Below are 22170 nucleotides of genomic sequence, written 5' to 3' on the forward strand. Positions count from 1 at the left end.
TGTTAGCTTTATTTATTGCACAAAGTTTTTAGTAATTTTATAGTAACATACCTTTTACGAGGGAGTTTATTATGCAATGAAATTAACTAAATAAATAAGTAAAAATAAGCACAAACCTTTACGTGTTAGAAATTATATGATAAAGTGAATAACATATTTATATTTATTTGGGTAAAACTATTATGTTAGTAAATTAAGATTTGACATAATAGTAAATGCCAGTACCTACAATTTTTCTTATAGTAAACTAGATTATGTAATTCTAATTTTAATTAACTTAACTTTAACGGAGTTTAAGTTATTAAATCTTCGAAAAATTTCAAATAAAGATTTATAAGCCTCGGTACTGTAAAAAAGAATTAGGTGTAAATTATGGATATTAAGGAACACGCCGAGGAAGTGTGGTTTATAATTATGTTGATCTTGGTTGCAACATTCTTCAGTTGGAACGTTTACTATATTCTAACTGGAAAGAGCTTCAGTTTAAGATATGGTTTACCAGAATTCTCTGGCTTACCTCCACAAGGACAAGAGGCAGTAAAGTATTTTGAAACTCACCCTCCACCTCCCGGGGAGTATTCTGAGGTCATAAATGGTACACTAGTAGTTAATATTACTGCAGTACAATACAAGTGGATTCCAAACGTTATAGTAGCTAACGTGAGTGAACCAGTAGTACTGATAGTAAACTCTCCACAAGCGGATACTGGATTCTACTTAAGGCTCCCAAATGGGCTAATTAATATAAATGATGTTCCAGGGATTACAAGCTATGTTTATTTTATAACTCCTAATCAGCCGGGAAATTACACGTGGTATAATGCAGAATATGATGGTTATGCTTCTTCATATATGACTGGAACTCTGGAGGTGATATAATGAGTATTATAAAACAAATAAAAAATACTATAATGCCTAAAAACACGTTAAACGTAGTTTGGCTTTACACAATAGGTTCCATATTCTGGCTAGGAGTTTTAGGAATTGCAGCCATGAATCTAAGGACTTATTTAACGTTTAATAGTAATTCCCCCAACGTGGGAGAACTATACTATAGTGCATTAACTATTCACGGCTGGGCCGGTATGTTTGGATTTGTACCTTTAGCTGCGGTAGCTGTAATCGCGTTTGCAATGTATAAGAGTAACTTATCAATTGTACACACTAAGTTAATGTCTATTTTCTTCTGGTTGTCTAACATATTCTTAGCAATTGGGTTTGCTGGATCTCCTGATATGGGTTGGTACATGTACCCTCCACTAGCAATAGAATCGGATAGTAACTTCCACGCCTTTCTGTTTTATACTTCGCCAGCCTTGATGGGTATGGCTTACTTATCCCTAACTTTAGCCTTCATATTACAGATAGCGATGTTCATAACACTGATTGCAGATGCATACGCTACAAAACCAAGAAATGAAAGACTGAACATATTTGGAGCTTATGGAGTAGCTTTTGCAATAGTTATTGCAATAACTCTTCCCGCATTAGCAGCATCTACATTATGGTATACGTTATATTTCTTTGCAGGAGTTCCAGTTAACCCATTGTTATGGGCATTGCTATTTTGGTTCTATGGACATCCCGTAGTATATTACCTTCCATTCCCGTTGTTTGGCGCTTTGTACTACTATGTACCAAAATACGCTGGAAGGGCACTCTTCAGTGAGAAGTGGGCTAGATGGAATATATACTTACTATCAATAGGCTCAATGCTTATATGGGTTCACCATCTGCAAACTTGGCCATTACCTATAGATCTGAGAATATGGGTAAACTTATCCACACTGATTTTAGCCTCAGGGTCTGGTCTTACCGTGCTGAACTTAGGGTTAACAATACTTCTTTCTCAAAAATATAACTGGAAAGACCCAGTGGGAATGGGAGCACTGATTGCATTAGTAGGATTCATATTAGCTGGTGTTCAAGCATTAGTTTTACCAGAGAATTCGATAAATCCACTATTCCACAATACCTATTACATAGTAGGGCATTTCCACCTAATGATATGGACATTAATAGTAATGGGCTTCACTACAGCATTTTTAGATATGTTAAGAAGCACATTTGGTGGATTCAACTTCAGCGAACAAGCTTCTAAGTGGATGAGAATTGGAATGATATGGTGGACTGCGCCATTTTTGGGTGTAGGTTATACCATGTCAGTTATTGGCTATCTAGGAATGTTAAGGAGAATGATAGCTTATCCAGCAATGTTCCAACCATATAACTTGCTAGAGTCGTTCCTAGCTGAAATAGGAATTCCAGGGTTATTAGTAACGATATTTGTAGGTATTTTCGATGCGTTAGCTTATGCCTCTAAGCAAAATGTTTTTTCCACTTCTACCCCCTCAACTCCCTCTAATTTACCCGTAATGGCGGAAGATGGGGTGAGTAAAAATGGGTGAGGAAAAGAAGGGAATTATAGATACTATAATTGATAGAGTAGGTGTAACTGAAGCACCACTGTTTAAGACACCAGATTACATGTATAATCTATCCTATTGGCTAGGTGCAATGGTATCTGCTGCTTTCATTTATACCGTTATTACTGGACTATTCCTCTTAATGTATTACCAACCGGCCTTTGCATATCAATCTACACAAAGTATCATATCTAGCGTACCCTATGGCCCAGTATTATTATTTAGCCATTTATATGGCTCATACATAATGATAATATTAGCATATATACACATGTTTAGAAACTTCTACAAGGGGGCATACAAAAAGCCGAGAGAATTGCAGTGGATAACCGGAGTGATTCTCCTTTTACTAACATTAGGGGCATCGTTCTTTGGATACAGCTTAGTAAGTGATGTCCTTGGAGTAAACGCGATAGATATTGGAGATCAATTATTGGTTGGTACTGGTATTCCAGGTGCAACAACTATAGTAGGCTGGCTGTTTGGTCCAGGAGGAAGTGCAGCATTATCTTCAGATCCCTTAGTGAGATCAGAATTGTTTGATAGATTATTAGGGTGGCATATATTGCTAGTATTTCTGCTGGGAGCTCTATTCCTATTCCACTTCATGCTGGCAGAGAGGTATGGAATGACACCTTCAGCTAAGGATAAACCTAAAGTACCAGCATATTACACTAAGGAAGAACAGCAAAGATTTAATGAGTGGTGGCCTAGGAACTTTGTTTATATGCTATCAGTTGTATTACTAACATGGGGAATAATATTATTTGTTCCCAACTTATTAGCAAATATAAATGGATTACCAATAGTGATTAATCCCTATCCAGCCCCGCAAGCAGGTTCGCCAGAGTCTACGAGTGTGCAACCCTATCCACCATGGTTCTTCTTATTCCTATACAAATTTGTTGATTTCCTATTACCTAACGGAATGCCAATCACTCCAATATTAGTTTTGGCGGTGCTCATTATAGGTCTTTTAGTACTAATCTTCCTTCCATTCTTAGATCCCAGTGACGACTTACGTGTTACTAGGAGAAAGTTCTGGACATGGATAGTTAGTACTTTAGCTGTATATCTGATAGAGCTATCTGTTTGGGGATACTTGGAACCAGGTGTGCCAGTTCCGTTCTCACAAGAGATAGAATACTTAGGGTTACCGTTAATTGTTATAGGAATACTTGTCTACTTATGGCCAGTAAAGCAAAATAATACTCCAATTACAAGGACTGAAACAAAGGTAATTAAAATGAACATAACTCCAATGGAAATACTCTTAGCTTCTGTATCCGCATTATCCTTGGCAGGGACATTTGTAAACTTCCTAGAATTCCCTACAATTATAAACGGAATTATTTTAATACCAGTGGGATTATTTACATTGTATATGCTAAGAAGAGTTGCCGCATTTATAGTCGGAAAAAAACCAGTAGCAGCTGTAGGAAGCAGTGTAGCAGCCAGTTGGAACAAGAAAGCTGCGTTTTATGGAATAGTAATAATTTTTATCGTCTCCTTATTCCTATTAGGTCTAATGTGGACATTACCAAGTATAGGGCCACAATCAACTTATGCTGGAATGGATTTAGGCGTAATTCTAATGCTGTGGGGAATAGCAGTGCAACTTTATCATTATGAAATCTATGTAAAATAGGGGTGAGTGAGAATGAACAAGCTAGGTATAGCAATTTTGGCTCTAATATTTGGAGCCACCGCATTCATGGCTGGATTTATGGCGTATAACTTGTTATGGGACTCTGTTAAAATTATAGCGATAATGGTGGGATAAAATGAAAAACTATACCATAGCTGGAATTATATCGGGAATAATGACTATATTTTTTATAATACTCTCCTTACCTCTTAACTTCATTTCGGCACGTAGTATAGGAGTTGATCCAACAAGTATAATAATGGCAACAGTATACATGCTCTTAGCGAGCATAATATTCATAATACTCTTTAAGGGAATAAACAAGCTATGAAGGTCTATAAGCTTTTTTAAATTATTTTTTATTTATAACTCAAGTTTAACTAACATATATTAATTACAATCACCGTAAACTAGTAGTTAGTTTTAAATATCTTATGCGTCTATATAAAACATTTTTCATAGAAAGATATAAAAAGAAATAGCGTCATGAACTCAGATTTGGATTAACTATATATACTAAATAGTTCTATGATAGTCTATTAGACATGAAGTGGAAATACATTGCATCAATTTATGCAATATACATAATTATATCTGTAATGGTTAAAATTGTAGGAGAAGCTAATTTTCCAGGGAATATGTATTTCCTTTATTTGATCAACCATTCCCAACTTCCAGCATTTAACCCTGTAATGTTATTCTTCAGTAAATACGGCAGGGAGTATATTTGGATACCAGTAACTGCGATCTTGTTCATTATGGGTGGGAAGTTTAGGCGAAGTTCACTCTTATTAATTGGAGGATTTATAATAGCTATAATTTTGGGAGAGGTTTCAAAATATGTAATGGCTCAGCCAAGACCATTTCTAATTCTACATAACGTAAATTTACTAGTTCCAGAATCCACTGATTATTCTTATCCTTCCGGACACGCATTGATAGTGTCTGTAGGTGCAATGATAGTTCTCTTAACTTTACCATATTACATCTCAATACCGTTACTTATAGAAGCACTGCTCACAAGCTATTCTAGAGTTTATATAGGAGTTCATTGGCCTTTAGATGTATTAACTGGGTGGATATTAGGAATAGCAGTAACTTTAACTGCAATGAATCTTGAAAAGTTTATTTCAACAATTTATAATAGACTAGTTAACTCCATTGTTGGTAATAGAAGAAAAACAAATTTAAAACGGCAAAAGTAAAGGAAAAATCTTGTGGAAAAGCTAACAGATTTAGAATTTAGAGCATTGGAAATTTTAAGAGAAGACTCTAGGATAAGTGTTACGGAACTGGCAAAAAGGCTTAATATTAGTAGGAGTACTGCCACAAGGCTTTTAAGAAATCTTAGCAGAAAGGGTGTAAAATTTACTATTAAATTTCAGAATGAACCCCTTATCGCTTTTACAATTTCAGAGTCTTGTCAAAGTGACGAGTGTTATAAACTGTTGGATGGTAGATTTATCAACATAATAAGAGCTAATACATTAGAAGATTTAGAAAATAAACTAAAAAATGTGAAGGGAAAAGATCTAGTATTCATAGGCAAGAGTAGCTTTGTAGTTAAATGTGATTACTGCGGTAAGGAAATATACGATAATCCCTTAACATATAAAATTGGAAGAAGAACGTATTACGCTTGTTGTAACTCTTGTTTGACTGGGTTAAAGGAAAAGTTTGCACGTAATAATGATTTGAATTTACATTAGTTTTAGATTCACTTTGACTCTTCTGAATTTCGAGTAGATACGAATTGACAGAAGAAAAAGTTCTTTATAATAAAACCAATAATTAATATTATGATAATCGATCTTGTTTGTGGAATGGAAGTAGATGAAAAAAGCCAATATAAGACAATGTATAAAGGAAAAGTCTACTATTTTTGCTCATCACATTGCCTTAAGGAGTTTCAGAAGAACCCAGAAGAATATCTAAGGGGTGGACCTAAGGGGATGCCTCATGGTCACTGAGAAGAAAGAGGAGTTGAGAATTACAGATAAGGAGGAACAGCTAAAGATAATTGGAATGCATTGCGCCACATGCGTAATGAGTGTATCTAAGTCTTTGAAGTCAGTTAGTGGTGTTAAAGATGCGGAAGTAAATCTAGCAACTGGTAGTGCAAAAGTAATCCTAAGTGGTAACGTTAGATTAAAGGAATTAGTAAAAGCTGTGAGAAAGGCTGGTTATGATGTTGCCACAGAAAAGTTCACTATAAAATTGAATGTCAACCCAGAGGAAATGCCTAAAATAAAGAGGAAGTTCGAAAACGTTAAGGGGGTAGTCGATGTAAAATCCAATCTTGGTCTAGGAATAGTAAGTGTGGAGTATAATCCTGAATCCACTACTCCGGGGGAAATATTGAAGGAAGCTGGAGTAAAGTGGGAAATAATAAATGAACAACGTAGTGAAAGAAGTATACTCTATAAAGACTTCTATGACTTATTAAAGAGATTGGTAATAGGCATAACATTTACACCTTTAACGTATCTATTTCCATTCTTTTTAGGTATCTTACTATCGATACCGATACAATTTTACTCAGGATTGAGATTTCATAAAGGTGCTTATAGAGCCTTAAAGAATAGAACTACTAACATGGATGTGCTTGTCTCCTTAGCGTCAAACATATTGTGGTTCTCTGGTATTTTCCTTCATAGCACATTTTACGCTGATGCTTCATTATTGATAACCTTCATACTCGTTGGTAAAACGTTAGAAGCTTATATTAAAGCAAAGATGAGTTCCGAAATACGTATAGAGCCTTACAAGGCTACTCTGAAAGACGGAAGAGTAGTTAACTCCAATGAACTAAAGGTAGGTGATATAGTAATTGTTAGGACAGGAGAGAGAATACCAGCTGATGGAATTATTGAGAGTGGGAAGGGAGAAGTAAACGAGGCAATAATTACTGGGGAACAGAAACCAGTATTAAAGAGAAAAGGAGATAACGTCTTAGCTGGTGGTATCTTAGTAAATGGATACCTAGAAATATACGTAACTAGAAACTGGGATAGGAGCTATATTATACAAGTGATAGAGAGTGTAAGAGGAGCCTATAATGCCAGAGTTTCTATCCAAAATCTGGTGGACAAAGTTTCCTCCGTATTCGTACCCATAGTTATTACTCTTTCAGCACTTACGTTTCTTGTTTGGAAATTTGTACTGGGCTATAACTTGTATTCCTCTCTATTTTTCAGTGTAGCTGTATTAGCTGCAGCGTGCCCTTGCGCATTAGGCTTAGCGTCACCTATGGCGATGTTAGTTAGTGTTCGTAGAGCATTAAAAAGAGGTATTATAATTAGGGATGGTAGTATTTTAGAGGAAATAAGGAATGTTAACGTTGCGGTCTTAGACAAAACTGGTACTGTAACTGAAGGTGAGTATGTGATTGTTAGTAAGAAGGAGTTCATTAACGGAGCGTTAGATTTAGCCGCAATTGCAGAAAGTAGAAGTATACATCCTATTGCTAAAGCTTTTCATAAAATGAATATGAAAGATGGTAAGGTTGAACAGTTTGAGGAATTCCCGGGAAGAGGAATATATGCTAGAATAAATGGAAATGATGTAATTGTAGGAAGTAAGGATTTCGTGAAAAGCAATTGTGATTGGAATGTTGAAGACGAAGGAGATATTTTAGTTTGTATTAATGGGAGAGCTGGAGGGATAGTTAACATAAGGGACAAGCTTAGGGATGATGCTAAAAGAGTGATAAATTATATGAAAGAAAGGGGAATTATGGTGATAATAGCCACTGGAGATAGTAGTAATTATGCCGATGAAATAGGGAAGGAGTTAGGTATTGAAGTTCGTAAGGGATTAACTCCAGATAACAAAGCGGAGTTAGTGAAGGAATTGAGGGAAAATGGTAATAAAGTCATATTTATAGGTGATGGGATAAATGATGCAATTGCTATGAGAGAGGCTGACGTAGGTATAGCTATCTCTAGTGGTACTGATTTGGCTAAGAGTGCTGGTAAAGTCGTGATTAACTCATTAGGTGACGTAATAGGATTATTTGAACAAGCAAAATTGGGAGTTAGGAAAATTAAGGAGAATTTGGCGTGGGCATTTGGCTATAATACAGTAATAATACCTATTGCGGCAGGATTATTTTACCCAACCATATATTTACCGCCAGAATACGCAGCTCTCGCAATGGGATTCAGTAGTGTGATAGTGAGTTTATGGTCTCTAGTACCAATTTAACATAGAGGGAAAAAGAAGTAAAAAGTATATCTTAAAAATTAGAACATAAAATTTTTGTATATACAAAAATACTATCTTTTATTAGGCGTTAACGACAACTTCTTTCTTATTAGCCTCTTCTTGTTTCTTCTTTCCTTCAACCTTAGACATAATGTAATTTATCGCTCTTTGTAACTCTGCCTTATGCTTAGTCGTAATGTGTTTTTCTAATTTCCCTTCGTCAAGTTTTTCATTGCAGAGAAGGCATGTGTACATTCCATCTGTTTTATATACAATAGGACTCACTTTGGCATTTGATTGCTTTATCAACGCTATTAGTTTTTTAGCCTTCCCTTCTCCACTAGCTTTCTCCACGAATCTCATTATGTTTCCTCTGATTGTGTGCTTTGTTATTCCATATTTGTATGCCAGTACACTTGGTCTTTCTCCCTCTACTAGATAGCTATATATAGCATCAACTACATATGCTTTATCAGCTAGCATCTTTATGGCTATATATTTTATACTCTCATTAGTCATACATGATATATTCTCCTAGTAGTTTTTAAACCTTTCTATTATAAGTATCTAATACTTATACCCTATTAATCTTATCAACAATACTAATTTAGTATTAAAGGGAGTTAACTTAGAAAGAAAAATCCTTATGTTTTCTGCAAAAAGTTTTTTAGCATTATTGTCAATACTTTAACTAATGATTAAAACAATTGACATTTCAAAGACTTTTAAAATAAAGTATAAGGTGATAAAAGCTGTAGATGATGTTTCCTTTGAGATAGAAAGAAATACGGCTGGGGCTTTAGTGGGACCAAATGGGGCAGGAAAAACAACCGTGATTAAAATGCTTTCGACTCTCATAATACCTAGTTCTGGAGATGCGATAGTTAATGGTTACAGTATAACTAGGGAGGAAAAGAAAGTTAGAGAATCAATAGGTTTAGTTACAGTGAGTGAAAGGTTATTCTATTATAGATTGACTGCCTTGGAAAACTTAGTATTCTTCGCTAGTTTGCAAAACCTATCCCTATCCGATGCTAGGAGAAGAGCAAGGGAGGTATTGGAAATTGTAGGATTATCTGAATGGGAAAACATACCATATATGAAGTTTAGTACTGGGATGCAGAGAAAATTGGCATTAGCTAGAGCACTAATAACGGATCCGCCAGTGCTACTATTGGATGAACCTACCTTAGGTTTAGATCCACTTTCAGCTAGAATGTTTAGAGATTTAGTTAGAAGAATTGGTAGAGATAAGACTATTCTCCTTACCTCACATTACATGAAGGAGATTGAGGAGTTAGCAGAGAAGATAATACTATTAAAGAAAGGCAAAGTAATAGCTGAAGGAAACAAGGAGAATTTAAAGAATTACTTAGGCAAAGTAATAGAAGTAGAAGTAAACGAGTATCCATTAGCGTTAGGTAAATATGTAGTAGAAACTTCAACAAACTACTACATTTTGAGGATACCAGAGAAGGAACTTGATGAATTAAAGGATTATAGGGTAATTAAGGAGGAAGAGCCATCATTAGAAGATGTGTATATATTTTTAATAGGAGATGTTGAGGATTCGGCAAGGTTAGAAGTGGTAAGGAGAGGAGGGTGGAGAGGAAGATGGGGATAAGCGGAAAACTCTACTCTTTCTTATATTTGAGAGGATTTAAGGTATGGGTATCGTATAGAACCCAAACAATATTAACGGTATTAGGTTGGATTCTCCCAGTCTTCACGTATTACTTCACTGGAACTGCATTAGGAAATAGACTAGTGAGTGAAGTAGGAGTAAGTAATTATACAGCATTTTTCACTATAGGTTTAGCTTTCCAAGGATATGTATCTTCCGTAATTTCAACCATAAGTCAAAGGTTAAGTAATGAACAGCTTTATGGAACAATAGAGTATTATGTTATTTCAAGAACTGGAACGTTTGGATTTTTGTTGTATTCAGCACTTTGGGGTCTTACTCTAAATACAATAAATGCGATTATAATTTTGGCCGTAGGATTTGCGTTAAATATACATTATAACGTTAATGCACTCAGTGCAATAGTGATTATATTACTGTTGATATTATCAACATTAGGTATAGGTATGATAGCTGGGGCTGTAACAATGATAACAAAACAAGGTAATCCCATTTCATTCTTCTTCAACACCTTTACAAATCTTATTGGGGGTACAGTATTTCCAGTCACAGTGCTTCCACTATTTGTTAGGTATATAAGTTACGGAATTCCTTTAACATGGGCATTAGAGGGATTAAGAGAGGCATTTTTAAATGGAACTCCTATAACTGCTGTTGCCCAATTTATTATAATATTAGCCATATTTGATATAGTTCTATTGCCATTAGGCATATTTTCATATAATTATGCATTCAAAAAAGCTAGAGAAAAGGGTACTCTAGCAGAATACTAATAGACAAATGACTATTGACCACTATGGCAATACCTTAAAAACTATAAGAGGAAAGATTACTCGTGAGTCAAAATGTTATACCGAGAGAGTATAGATTTAGATGAGTTTTTGACCCTAGAGGCTCTAGGTGCTTACTAATCATGTTATTTTTGTTACTATCGATTTCACTATGAACAGTTTTATTAACAACAGTACGAAATCCGACAACTATTCTATCTTTCTGCAATCTATTACTATATAATACAATTATTGAACAATCAGTCCTTATCCTAATTAATTCGTTTTTGATTGTATTGCCTAAATCATCGTTACTAATTGGTAATATAACAAGGACGTCACTTACATCTTTAGGCAGTATGAGGTTAAAGAACTTCGTATAATCAGAAATTATCCTTAAACTATAACTTTTAAGGTTGAAAATCTCTCTGCTTCTCACTACAGTCATAATGAAGTCTTCGAGGTTTCTAATATCGGCAGAATTAGCTAGCATAACTCCTTACCTTTAATTAAAAATAGTTAACATTTGGCTTTTTAAAGTTTATATATATATGGCACTTTTTATGCTCTATACAAAAGTTATAGCGTAATACATTATTATTAGGTCCAATTATAGTGGTATTCCTTAAAAGACTTTTAACTTTCTGGGGATTAAGGGGGCGGAAGTCCCCCTCCGTACGGTAGACCCAAAATCACCTCCTTGAAAATAAACCTATAGTGTAAATAAGTGTTTCTACTAGATTAAATGTAAAATTCTCTGGATTGAATAAATCAGGAAATAAAAGAATTAATAATAATCTAAACTCCTCTCTCCCCACCTCCCCCTTGAATATGGTATATAAGGAGTAGAGTACAAGGGCCAGCACGAAGATCAACGTGCGAAAAACAAACTTAGTAGAACCAGTAAATGGAAGAAAAGCCTTAATGTTCCTATAAGAGGTCTCTATGGGACCCCTTACCTTATTATACAAATCCAACACTTCCCTCTTGGATAGGTCTAGATTAGTAGCCCTAGCAAAATAAACAACACTCTTTCTCCTCACTTTTTCCTTGCTGTACACGAGAAGCCTGAACTCGACCTGCTCATCCCTCCTATGCCTCTTACTATTAGTTGTGTAATCCCCGTCAAACTCCTCAAACACCTTAACATCCCCAACAGGCACAGCAACTATATACTTAAACTGTGAAATGAAATTGAGCACATCAACTGTGTAGAAACCAGCGTCAAGAGTCATCAACCTTATCTTGAATCCCATTGCCATTACTTGCTCCACAAGAACCTTCACTATCTCGTCCTTAGTCATACCGTTCACTTGCGGAATAAAGGCAAGTAAAAGTACTTTCCCCTTATACTTGGTTGTTGCGTAGTTCCACGAGTTTCCTTTTTCAGAGCTCCCTTTCACTGGTTTCCCATACCACGTCTTGGTTGTCCAGTCTATTGAAAGATCTATCTCCTTTACCCCCTTTAATATCTCCAAGGATATTTTCCTAGCTCTTTCCAATAGCTTTTCAATCACTTCCATCCCTTGTTTCTCTACGTAATTCCTCACGTTCTGTGGGGATACGTCATACGCTCTGGACTTGTTCTCTACAGAGTCGTTCCACAAACACGCGGAGATGAGAGTTTTTGCTACCTTCTCTACCTTTTCCCCTTGGAAGTTCAACATGGAAAGTAATTTATATCCTATTTGTTGAATGTTTGGTGAGGGAGACCGGGTGTTATCATCTTCCTATGTCACGTGGTAATACTCCATCTCCCTCACCTTAAGCCTTTCTTCAATTGAATTCTTTATACTCTTATAAATTTCTTTATCTTTTATAAATTCGATATTATCCTACCAGAAATATTTTTTCTAATATGATTTTGGGTCTACCGGTGAGGGCGGAGTAGTTCACATCTTTTCACAAACATCATACGCTTCTCTGATCAAATCCTCTGCTAGGCTCTTATCTATTTTAGTTGAATATCTATAATTCTCATGAATTACATGAACTTCCATATCAGTGCTTTTCTCGCCCTCAAGATCAAATGTTAAATATTGGACTGTGGAGAACTCTCTACCTTGTTCCCTTCCTCCTTCTGGGATTCCTTGAATTAGCTTGTTTCCTACCTTTAGAAATATTGAATTATATATTCCTCTCAGATTATCGTAGACCCAATCCAAGTCCTTAAAATCATAGGAATGAATATAAAGAGAGGCCTTTATCTTACCGTCGCATGGAAGCAATGTTGAGTAAATTCTTATCTCTTCTAGTATATCCTCCTTCTTTCCCTTCTTATCTAGATATACCATCTCTTGAATCTGTTGAAGAACTGTATCCCTATTTTCAAACAATAACGTCAATCTATCTCCTAACTCTATTCTTCTTTTGCTCTTTATCTCAATAATTCTCCTTATTCTATCCATTCTTACTTTTTCGTATATCTCCCAAGGTAGGATATCTTGTAAGGTTATTTTAACCATTTTTCATCGCCTCCTTTAGCAATTGAATCGGATGTAAGGGTCTTCTGCCAGAAGACTTCTCTATTTGAAGCCCCGCAAGAGGGCATTCAGTTGAAAAAAGATCAGCTTTACTTTGTTTGAAAGCTTCCATCATTTTACTTCCTACCCTTTTAGCAGTGTCATAATTTCTTAATCCCCAGCCCCCATCTATACCGGAACAACCGTTATTGGAAATATCAACTTTCGCTCCCATAGACCTCAACAGTCTAACCCCAGGTAAACCTACTTGTAAGAACTTAAGATGGCATGGAGGATGGTAATACACGTTCTTCTCAATCTTACCCTTTAATTCTATCTTACCTTCATTCTTCAATTTAAATAGGTACTCCGTTGCATCATAAACCTTAGGTATTTCATTATCAAGAATCTTCTTATACTCCCTAATCATCAAAGTACAAGTTGGTATGGGCGAAACCACGTCATAACCTTTCTTTACCAAATCCTCTATGATTTTGGTATTATACTCAGCGTTTTTCTTAAGCCTATCAACGTCCCCAGAATCAAGCATTGGAGCCCCACAACAAACAAAATTAGGAATAATTACTTCTATACCCAATTCGTTATATAACTCTATTAAATCCTCACCGATTTCTGGGAAGAAATTCTCAATTAAGCAAGTGGGAAATAGTGCAACCTTTGCTTTAGGATTATCAATAGTTCTCTGCTTAACTCTTTCCCTTAAACCTTTCTCCGCAACGGGTAGCGTGGGAGCTTCTTTATGAATACCTAATAGCTCCTTATTCTTCTCCATAATTACTTTGGCCAAGGGTCTTGCGAACTTCACACCATCTAACATCTCAAATATAAAGTCCCTTACTGTCAGTCCTCTCTTTTTCTTATAATATAGCCACGCCCATTCCATTAGACTTGGAAAGTCCATGTTAAATTCGTGAGGAGGAACATAGGGACAATTAACGTAACACATCTTACAGTGGAAGCACTTAGAGGCCACATTAAATAAGTCATCTAAGGTTAAGTTTTTGGGACCTTTTTTATCAGTATAAGTAAACATAAGGGGAAAGGAGTCACAATAATTAAAGCATAACCTACAACCGTGACAAACACTTGCTTGTCTTATAAACTCTGACAATAATTTATCGGAATCAAAAAAAGTAGGATTACTTGGATTTAAAGAATACATTACTTGCCTCCCTTTAGTTGATTAAGTACAGCAGTGAATTTCTCTGCATGGCTCTTTTCTGCTCTTGCCAAGGTTTCAAACCACTCAGCAACTTCATTGAATCCTTCTTCCCTAGCTATCTTAGCATAGCCTGGATACATTTGAGTCCATTCATAAGTTTCTCCTGCTACCGCTGATTCTATCATTTGCTCTAATGTCCCTATTGGCTTGTCAGTAGCTGGATCACCAATTCCTCCTTGCCTTATGAAATCTAAGTGACCAAATGCGTGGGCAGTTTCACCTTCTGCTATGCTTCTCAATAACCCAGCAATTTCGGGGTATCCTTCCTCATCAGCCCTCCTAGCGAAATATAGATATCTTCTATTTGCCATAGCCTCTCCGCAGAATGCATGTTTTAAGTTCTCGGCAGTTTTAGTTCCTTTTATCTCTTTCATCTTCTCACGCTATACTACTTTATTACTGCTAGTTTTTAAAAGTTTCTATCATTACTATATACAAGTGTATTTTAAAAAAGAGTTATTCTAACCTATAGGAGAAGGTAGATTTGGAAAGTGCTAGGAATATTACTCCTATTAATAATAGGATTGTTGGTATATAAATGCGAGGCTCTGGAGCGATAAAGTCAAACACAGAGGTAAGAAGTCCGTAATAGAATAGTAATATCGAAAGTATAACTAATACAACACCTGTTATTATAAAGGTCTTGTTGTAGGTATAATACGTGAATAAATCCTGCCAATCAGCTTTCTCATTATCAACAATTATACATAGACCTTTCATAAAGGTTAAAGACTTACCACTGCCGAACATTGCAAAGCCATTTATCTTGTTAAAACCTAATTCTTTTGCCTCTTCATTACCTTTTTTCAAATTAAATTTTATTATATCAACTAATTTTGATGGATAATCAATATTTGAACTTTCTTCAATTTTTCCTTCCTCATTAATTTTTATATGCCCAATATATCCTTTCAGCTTCTTTATATTATCCACTTCTTATCACCTCACCTTTTAGGATAGCCTTTATTAATAAGTCCCAATTGGTTTTCTTGGCATTAGTTATTACTAAGTAATCATCTACGAATACAACTCCCATGTCATCTAATATCATTGCAAACCCTCTAAATGACTCTAGAAATTTTAACTCTTTAGCTTCATTTTCTCCAATTCTCATATTCTCCATTATAATGTTGCTTAATTTATCAAGATCGATCAAGATATCTTGCCCTTGTATTTTAGTGAGCTTACCCTCACGAAATCTAAAGATGGCAATTATACCTGGTATATTATCTAGCATTTTCCTTCACTCATTATCTAAATATGATATTTTACATAAATAAGCTTTTCCTTCAAAATATTAATTTATTACACTAGATCCAAAAGTTATTTATTAATTATATTCCTAAAAAATAATTAAGAGAGAAGTTATTATCTTTTACTCATGATTGCCTTCATAATTTCCTCTGGAGTAGTTGGAGTTTTGGTGAATCTGGCACCAACGGCGTCCTCCAATGCTCTAATTATTACTGCTGGACCTACTATCAATGCAGCTTCACCAACTCCTTTACTTCCAGTTGGATAGTTAGATGGATGATATTGATCAGCAAATATTGAGGTGAACTTAGGCACCTCGACAGCTGTAGGAACATAATAGTCAGCGTAAGTTACGATTAATTGGCCATTCTCGTTAAGCAAGGCTTGTTCATATAGTGCTTGCCCAACAGCTTGAACACCTCCTCCATGAATTTGTGCCTCTGCTAATGCTGGATTTACAACATTTCCAATATCGTCGTACGCTCTATACTCCAACACTCTAGCAATTCCAGTATCATCCACTTCCACTGTCGCTATATGGACTCCATATGGGAAAGTTACATCGTTCTCGTATATTATCTTCTCTACCAGTCCCGGATCATGACTTCTATAAGCTATATTAGCAACATCGTCCCAACTCATCCTCTTACTTGGGTCACTCCTTAACTTGAACTCTCCTTTTTCATATTGAACTTCTTGAACATCGACATTCCAAGTAGATGCAGCGATTCTCTTCATCTTATCCAAAATCTTTTCCGCAACTTTAATCGCTGCAGAGCCGCCTATTGTTACAGATCTTGAACCGTAAGTTCCCATACTAGCTGCAACAGTATCAGTATCTCCCCATATTACCCTAACCCTGCTTATATCTATTTGCAATGCATCAGCGACTATTTGAGCTATGGCAGTTTCCGTTCCTTGTCCATGTGGTGTAGTACCAGTTATTACTAATACATCTCCCCTCTCATCCACTCTAACTTCAGCATATTCCCACGGACCAAAACTGCATATCTCCAGATAATATGCTAACCCTACTCCAACCCTATGCCCTTTCTTTCTCTCCTCTTCAGCCCACTTCTTAAGTTCGTAATAACCTAACCTCTTTACGCCTTCTCTTAATAATCCCACATAGTCTCCACTATCGTACCTTAAACCAAATGGATTTGCATATGGTAATTCAGTGACTAGATTCTTTTCCCTAATACTAACATCGTCTAAGCCTAACTCGTCAGCTACTGTACTCATTATCCTTTCAATTATATATGTTGCTTCTGGTCTACTAGCTCCTCTGTACATAGTAATTGGGGGAGTATTGGTGTAAACTGCAACACTTTCAATATTTAAGTTACGTATCTTGTAGGGACCGGGTATCATCATTGGTATTATCAATGGTTGGATTCCAGCAGTTACTGTTATATAAGCTCCTAGATCTAGTAACAATTTACCCTTGATACCTAAAATGGTACCATCTCTTTTAACTGCTACCTCACCAGTGAAAACATTATGCCTAGCTTCACTGGCTAACATTTCCTCACTTCTGGTAGCCGTCCATCTCACTGGCCTTCCTAAAATGACTGATGAAGCTACAACTGCTAGTTCTTCTGGCATTAAATGAACTTTAGCTCCAAAGGCACCCCCAACATCCGGCATGCTAACCTTTATCTTACTTTCGGGTATACCAAGTATTCTGGAAAATTCTGAACGCATATAGTGGGGTACTTGCGTAGAATACCATACTGACAGTGTACCTGCTTCATATCTAGCCACTATTCCCCTAGGTTCCATAGGATTAGGAATTAATCTTTCATTTATGGCCTCAACTCTAACTACCTTATCGGCTTCGTTAAACGCCTTATCTACTTCTCCTGCTTTAAATGGAATCTTATAAGATATATTAGTCTTTAACTCTTCATGGATTATCACTTGATCTTTCTCCGCTTCTTCCATTTTAGTTACTGGTTTTAAGGGTTCATAATCAACTACCACCTTATCTATGGCATCCCTAACACTATACTTATCTTGGCCAAGAACAATTGCAACTGGTTCGCCTACGTATTTAACCTTATTGTTTGGAAACGCCTTCCTCTCACTATACCTAAATGATCTTATATCTATATACGTTGGCCAAGGTCTAATTCCACCCTTTAATAAGGGGTTGATTTCCTTTGCAGTAAATACTGCAACTATACCATTAACCTTTAATGCGTCTCTAATATCAATTCTCTTAATGATTGCATGAGGATAAGTGCTCCTAACAAAGCCGGCATATAGGGCTGGTATCCTTATATCGTCAACGTATGTACTTTTACCAGTCACGAACTTATCATCGTATAGTCTTTTTATTGGTTTACCCACGTAGCTCATGTTCTTAACCTCCTTGCAGCATCTAAAACTGCCTTAACAATGTTTTGATATCCAGTACACCTACAAATATTACCGTGAAGTCCATCCCTAACCTCCTCTTCAGAAGGATTTGGATTTTCCTTTAATAAGAAATACGTCTGCATTATCATTCCCGGTGTACAGAAACCACACTGAAGAGCGAAATTTTCCTTGAACGCCTCTTGAATTGGATGAAGTTTAGAATCTACTGAGAGACCCTCAATTGTAGTTATTTCCGCACCATCAGCTTGTACTGCAAACAATGTACAAGATTTCACTGATTTGCCGTTTAGTATAACTGTACATGCGCCGCAAGTCGTAGTATCACAACCGATTTTTGTTCCCGTTAAACCTAACTCTTCCCTTAAGAAGTCCACTAACAACATCCTTGGACTTACGTATCTCTCATACAATACTCCATTTACCTTAACTTTTATTTTAACTTTCTCTCCTTGATTAACCATTAACATTTAACTTAACACCTCCTTTAAGGCTTTTCTAGTTATAACCTTCATAAGTTCCCTCCTATACCAAGAACTCCCCCTAGTATCGGAAGGGGGATTTACTTGACTTGAAACCTTACTTACAATTTCCTCTATTAACTCATCATTTAGCCTTTTACTTGTTACACTTTTTTCAACTTCTAATGCTCTGAATGGTCTCTCCCCAACTCCACCATAGGCTAATCTAATATCCTCTATCTCATTTTGCCTTAATTTTATGGCTAATGCTAGGGATACAAGTGCAAAATCTCCAGCTCTTCTGACAATTTTTTTATAAATTGTTCGATATCCCTCCAAGTTTGGTAAAACAATTTCAGATATAATTTCACCTTTTCTTAAATCTGTGGTAAATGCACCTTTGAAGAAATCTAGAGCGTTGACTGATCTATTGCCAGATGCCGATAATAAAACAATTTCAGCATTTAACGCAGTAAGTACAGTGGGCATATCAGCAGATGGATCAGCATTTGCAGCGCTACCACCAATAGTACCTAAGTTTCTAACTTGCATATCTCCTACAACCTTAACTGCTTGGTGAAGTAATGGCACGTTTACCTTTACTAGATCGTTCTTTAGTATTTCATTATATCGAGTTAAAGCGCCGATTCTAGTTGAATTATATGAACTTCTTACATAACTTAATGACGTTACAGGATTTAGGTCAACTATGTAATTGGGCGATATTACACGAAGTTTAAGCATTGGAATTAGACTCTGCCCTCCAGCTAGAGGCCTTGCATCTTCGTGAGACTCTAGGAATTTTGTAGCTTCCTCAGTGCTACTGACCCTAACATATGTAAAATCTGGCGGATACACATATTATATTGTACTTTTAGCTATTTATTTTATCACGTAAAAAATGTTTAGGTAGGAATATTAGGTAATAAAATGTTTCTTTATTTTTCTACATCTAAGTCACAAGGAGAGTTCTAATATAAAAACCAATAGTTGAACATTTTACATTAACATAGATAAAAAGATTAAATATATGCGATGAGAAATATTTTTCTAGAGAAATATTTCACTTTATTTTGAACTGTCTTAACACATTGTTTCTATGAATGTACTTTGTAATAGTTGGTGGGACTATAACAGTACCATTTCCCTTACCTATAACCTTACCTATAATGTGAGGCTCTAGCGACTTTCTCTTCAACTCATCGAAAATTTCATCAATAACCTTCTTATGAGCAAAAATAACTATAGCCCCATTTGTCCCTGCAGTAGAATTTGGTATGATAAAATTCTCTGTTGCGAATTCATGTATATCTGGGTCTATTACTGGGATATCGAACAGCTCTACATCTACTTGTGCCTTTTCAGCAAATTCCTTTATCACAAATAACCCTGGACCAGTAACATCAGTGGTCATAGCTATATGAGAGTTTTCGTCAATTGTCCCTCCAAATGGTGGTAGATGATCATATATTATCTTAGCTATCTCAGTATTAGGTTCTCTCATGTAATTTAGAGCCTTTTTCTTAGCTTCTTCCACTCTCTGTATGGTAATTCCCCTAGCTTCCATATCTTCTATTAGCTCTGGTACAGTCAGCATCCACATAAAGACGTTTATTGGCGTTAATTCACCAACTGGTCTAGTCACTAAGATTTCCATATTCTCATTAACCATATTGTAGTATGTCGGTAATTCGTGATCGGACTTACCTATTACAGTAGCTCCTATCATCAACGTCTTGGAATTGGGTTGAACGTCACTTAATAATTCAATTGAATACTCTCTAGAGTAATTTTCAGCATTTCTTAGCAATTGTTGCTTTAGATCATCAGTTGGAGCATCAACAACGGGGATCATTCTTAAATCTTGAAAAACGCCCTTAGTGAAAAGATCATTTAGAGAATTGGAAATGGCAACATCGACTTGCATCTGAGATCCTGGATCATCCAAGGGATCTACTATTTGAATCGTATCATTATTTGCAACAGTGTAAGATTTCTCCTTTCCTCCATCAAGTCTGAACAGATCCAATACTGCCACTTCACCCTTGGGATTTGAGGTAACTATTGAATGTCCTTTACCTATTGTGAGCTTTCTGCTAGTTTTTATCGAAGTGTAAACTTTCAGTAGAAACTCAGCGAATTTATCTGGATTCCCTGAAGTCTCCTGATTGACTTGAATAAGGCTAACAGCCCTATCCGCATCAAATTCCCCACCGTTTATTACTCTCTTTATATAAATTTTCTCTCTGCTTACGAAAATATCAGCGTCTTCTCTAGGTAGTATTTCTATATTTCTTCTAACCAGCTCATCTCTTATCTTATGTATGGCTGGGTAAACTGTATCTATTAGATCTACTTTTACTGCACAACCGGTTGCGAGGGATAATGGATTCAGTCCCATTTTTTTGTACTTATCTAAATTAACTCTAAATTTATCAATCAGCTTATCAATAGCCATCAAGTTAGCATATTCTCCTAAGAAAATAAAAAGTTAGCTATCATAATGTTTATACATTTTTGTAACTTTCATTTTAAATAAAAGTAGTTTTGAAAATCAAAAATTCCAACAAATTTAAATTCTCAATAAAAGGTTTAGATTATGATGTTAATAACCGAGAGAAGGTCCCCTTTTTATCCTAATATACAAAACGTACCGCCATCGGTAATTAGAAAACTTGTCAAGAATAAGGAAATTCAACTAATTGATATTAGACAACCGTGGGAATACGAAGATCACCATATACCGGGATCAATATTATTACCTTTGGATTACTTTGAAGACTTATTTCAGTTAATGTTAAACAAAAGTAATATAGGGATTATATGTGAACACGCAAATAGGTCTACATGGCTAGTTTATACTAAACCTTCTCTGTTTAAAGAAGTAAAAGTTTACAATATGTTAGGTGGAATAGAATTGTGGATGATGATGGGCTATGAAGTTGAAAAAGGAATGGATGATAATGGCACATTATGGTATAAATTACTAACTAAAAATTTAAGATGAAGCTACTTTTTGCATATAGCGAAAGTCTTAAGAAATATGAATAAAAACATAAAATGATGGAAAGACTTCCGCCCTCAGCAAAACTTGTATTAAAGGTTATCTTGGAAAAGAAGGTAATTAGATTTAAAGAATTGCAGGAGCAAACTAAATTACCTACACGTACGTTAAGATATGCTCTAAGAGTACTTAGGGAAAAAGGCCTAATAAAAACACTACCTTGTTTAGATGACGCAAGAGAAAGAATGTACTCAGTATATGAGGTAGACGAGTGCTATAAACTGTTTAACGATTAAAACTCTTCTATTTCTTCTGCATACATTTCTTCTTCTAATTCTTCCTTCATGTTTTTCTTTATCTCCTCTAAATGCTCCAATACTTCCTTGAGATTTCCATATTTTGTAGGAATATATCTTAGTCTACCGTACGACATCATATAAGAACCGGGGCATAAGAACTTCGGGCCTACCACTATTGCATCTACATTTAGATCTAAAATTACTGACATGGTAGCCTCTTTGCTACCTACTCCAGGGTTCTCATACTGTTCAACTTCCCTTTTCTCCTCATCAATGATTCCTATAATTTCCGCTTCGTCGAGAGGTTTTAATTCTTGTGACTTATCATATGTTAAAGCTATTCTCATAAGCCTCTATTTCAAAACATTTC

General features: G+C 35.7%; 25 protein-coding genes and 1 pseudogene. 13 read left to right on the forward strand and 13 right to left on the reverse strand.

What is annotated here, in order from left to right; all coding sequences use genetic code 11:
* The first annotated feature begins 372 nt into the window (after positions 1–372).
* From soxA to YN1551_RS14495, 9 genes are all read left to right on the forward strand, one after another.
* A complete protein-coding gene (gene soxA / locus YN1551_RS14465) occupies positions 373–879 on the forward strand; it encodes a proton pump complex quinol oxidase subunit SoxA (protein ID WP_012712568.1) in 507 nt (168 codons plus the stop codon).
* Complete coding sequence (gene soxB, locus YN1551_RS14470; RefSeq protein ID WP_012718205.1) at positions 879–2408, forward strand: proton pump complex quinol oxidase subunit SoxB; 1530 nt, start codon at positions 879–881, stop codon at positions 2406–2408. Before soxA ends, soxB begins: the two co-directional genes overlap by 1 nt.
* The gene (gene soxC, locus YN1551_RS14475; protein WP_012714607.1) at positions 2401–4074 is read left to right on the forward strand and encodes a proton pump complex cytochrome B SoxC; all 1674 of its coding nucleotides are present in this window, start codon (positions 2401–2403) and stop codon (positions 4072–4074) included. The genes soxB and soxC overlap by 8 nt, the downstream gene beginning before the upstream one ends.
* 12 nt (positions 4075–4086) lie before the next feature.
* Complete coding sequence (locus YN1551_RS17925; RefSeq protein ID WP_012714608.1) at positions 4087–4209, forward strand: hypothetical protein; 123 nt, start codon at positions 4087–4089, stop codon at positions 4207–4209.
* A 1-nt stretch (position 4210) separates the two neighbouring features.
* Positions 4211–4405, forward strand: coding sequence for a hypothetical protein (locus YN1551_RS14480; RefSeq protein ID WP_012714609.1), 195 nt, complete (start codon positions 4211–4213; stop codon positions 4403–4405).
* Positions 4406–4619: 214 nt separating this feature from the next.
* On the forward strand, positions 4620–5279 hold the full coding sequence (gene sepP, locus YN1551_RS14485) for an undecaprenyl-diphosphatase SepP (RefSeq protein ID WP_012718206.1): 660 nt from the start codon (positions 4620–4622) through the stop codon (positions 5277–5279).
* Between the two features lie 12 nt (positions 5280–5291).
* Entirely contained in the window at positions 5292–5783 is a 492-nt protein-coding gene (locus YN1551_RS14490; RefSeq protein ID WP_012712573.1) for a TRASH domain-containing protein, read from the forward strand.
* Positions 5784–5873: 90 nt separating this feature from the next.
* Positions 5874–6044, forward strand: a complete 171-nt coding sequence (locus tag YN1551_RS16340) for a YHS domain-containing protein (protein ID WP_012714612.1) — start codon at positions 5874–5876, stop codon at positions 6042–6044.
* Complete coding sequence (locus YN1551_RS14495; protein ID WP_012718207.1) at positions 6034–8280, forward strand: heavy metal translocating P-type ATPase; 2247 nt, start codon at positions 6034–6036, stop codon at positions 8278–8280. Before YN1551_RS16340 ends, YN1551_RS14495 begins: the two co-directional genes overlap by 11 nt.
* A gap of 81 nt (positions 8281–8361) precedes the next feature.
* On the opposite strand, the gene YN1551_RS14500 is transcribed toward YN1551_RS14495, so the two are convergent.
* Positions 8362–8799, reverse strand: a complete 438-nt coding sequence (locus tag YN1551_RS14500) for a hypothetical protein (protein WP_012712576.1) — start codon at positions 8797–8799, stop codon at positions 8362–8364.
* A gap of 175 nt (positions 8800–8974) precedes the next feature.
* On the opposite strand from YN1551_RS14500, the gene YN1551_RS14505 reads away from it, so the two are divergent.
* Positions 8975–9904: an ABC transporter ATP-binding protein gene (locus YN1551_RS14505; protein ID WP_012718208.1), complete on the forward strand. Its 930-nt coding sequence runs from the start codon at positions 8975–8977 to the stop codon at positions 9902–9904.
* A complete protein-coding gene (locus tag YN1551_RS14510) occupies positions 9895–10698 on the forward strand; it encodes an ABC transporter permease (RefSeq protein WP_012718209.1) in 804 nt (267 codons plus the stop codon). The genes YN1551_RS14505 and YN1551_RS14510 overlap by 10 nt, the downstream gene beginning before the upstream one ends.
* A 67-nt stretch (positions 10699–10765) precedes the next feature.
* Here YN1551_RS14510 and YN1551_RS14515 read toward each other — a convergent pair whose 3' ends face one another.
* From YN1551_RS14515 to YN1551_RS14565, 11 genes and pseudogenes are all read right to left on the reverse strand, one after another.
* Complete coding sequence (locus YN1551_RS14515) at positions 10766–11188, reverse strand: DUF4898 domain-containing protein (RefSeq protein ID WP_012718210.1); 423 nt, start codon at positions 11186–11188, stop codon at positions 10766–10768.
* A gap of 199 nt (positions 11189–11387) precedes the next feature.
* Positions 11388–12421: pseudogene (locus YN1551_RS14520) on the reverse strand (ISH3 family transposase).
* A 166-nt stretch (positions 12422–12587) separates the two neighbouring features.
* Positions 12588–13160 (reverse strand): DUF3501 family protein, encoded by a 573-nt coding sequence (locus YN1551_RS14525; protein WP_012714617.1) that lies wholly within the window; start codon positions 13158–13160, stop codon positions 12588–12590.
* Positions 13153–14340 carry a heterodisulfide reductase-related iron-sulfur binding cluster gene (locus YN1551_RS14530; protein WP_012718212.1) on the reverse strand — a complete coding sequence of 396 codons (1188 nt, stop codon included), beginning with the start codon at positions 14338–14340 and terminating at the stop codon, positions 13153–13155. The genes YN1551_RS14525 and YN1551_RS14530 overlap by 8 nt, the downstream gene beginning before the upstream one ends.
* Entirely contained in the window at positions 14340–14774 is a 435-nt protein-coding gene (locus YN1551_RS14535) for a rubrerythrin family protein (RefSeq protein ID WP_012712582.1), read from the reverse strand. Before YN1551_RS14535 ends, YN1551_RS14530 begins: the two co-directional genes overlap by 1 nt.
* An 82-nt stretch (positions 14775–14856) precedes the next feature.
* Positions 14857–15333, reverse strand: coding sequence for a hypothetical protein (locus YN1551_RS14540; protein ID WP_012718213.1), 477 nt, complete (start codon positions 15331–15333; stop codon positions 14857–14859).
* A complete protein-coding gene (locus YN1551_RS14545) occupies positions 15326–15637 on the reverse strand; it encodes a DUF2173 family protein (protein WP_012714619.1) in 312 nt (103 codons plus the stop codon). Before YN1551_RS14545 ends, YN1551_RS14540 begins: the two co-directional genes overlap by 8 nt.
* 131 nt (positions 15638–15768) lie before the next feature.
* Positions 15769–18018, reverse strand: coding sequence for a glyceraldehyde dehydrogenase subunit alpha (cutA, locus tag YN1551_RS14550; protein ID WP_012718214.1), 2250 nt, complete (start codon positions 18016–18018; stop codon positions 15769–15771).
* Positions 18015–18506: a glyceraldehyde dehydrogenase subunit gamma gene (gene cutC / locus YN1551_RS14555; RefSeq protein WP_012714621.1), complete on the reverse strand. Its 492-nt coding sequence runs from the start codon at positions 18504–18506 to the stop codon at positions 18015–18017. Before cutC ends, cutA begins: the two co-directional genes overlap by 4 nt.
* Positions 18507–19355 (reverse strand): glyceraldehyde dehydrogenase subunit beta, encoded by an 849-nt coding sequence (gene cutB, locus YN1551_RS14560; RefSeq protein WP_012714622.1) that lies wholly within the window; start codon positions 19353–19355, stop codon positions 18507–18509.
* A 205-nt stretch (positions 19356–19560) separates the two neighbouring features.
* On the reverse strand, positions 19561–20955 hold the full coding sequence (locus YN1551_RS14565; protein ID WP_012718215.1) for a SelD-related putative sulfur metabolism protein: 1395 nt from the start codon (positions 20953–20955) through the stop codon (positions 19561–19563).
* A 141-nt stretch (positions 20956–21096) separates the two neighbouring features.
* On the opposite strand from YN1551_RS14565, the gene YN1551_RS14570 reads away from it, so the two are divergent.
* A complete protein-coding gene (locus YN1551_RS14570; protein ID WP_012714624.1) occupies positions 21097–21504 on the forward strand; it encodes a rhodanese-like domain-containing protein in 408 nt (135 codons plus the stop codon).
* A gap of 56 nt (positions 21505–21560) precedes the next feature.
* Entirely contained in the window at positions 21561–21797 is a 237-nt protein-coding gene (locus tag YN1551_RS14575; RefSeq protein ID WP_016730361.1) for a winged helix-turn-helix transcriptional regulator, read from the forward strand.
* On the opposite strand, the gene YN1551_RS14580 is transcribed toward YN1551_RS14575, so the two are convergent.
* Complete coding sequence (locus YN1551_RS14580; RefSeq protein ID WP_012714625.1) at positions 21794–22147, reverse strand: hypothetical protein; 354 nt, start codon at positions 22145–22147, stop codon at positions 21794–21796. The genes YN1551_RS14575 and YN1551_RS14580 overlap by 4 nt on opposite strands.
* Positions 22148–22170: the final 23 nt, after the last annotated feature.

The organism is Sulfolobus islandicus Y.N.15.51, assembly GCF_000022485.1.
Taxonomy (GTDB): Archaea; Thermoproteota; Thermoprotei_A; order Sulfolobales; family Sulfolobaceae; genus Saccharolobus; species Saccharolobus islandicus.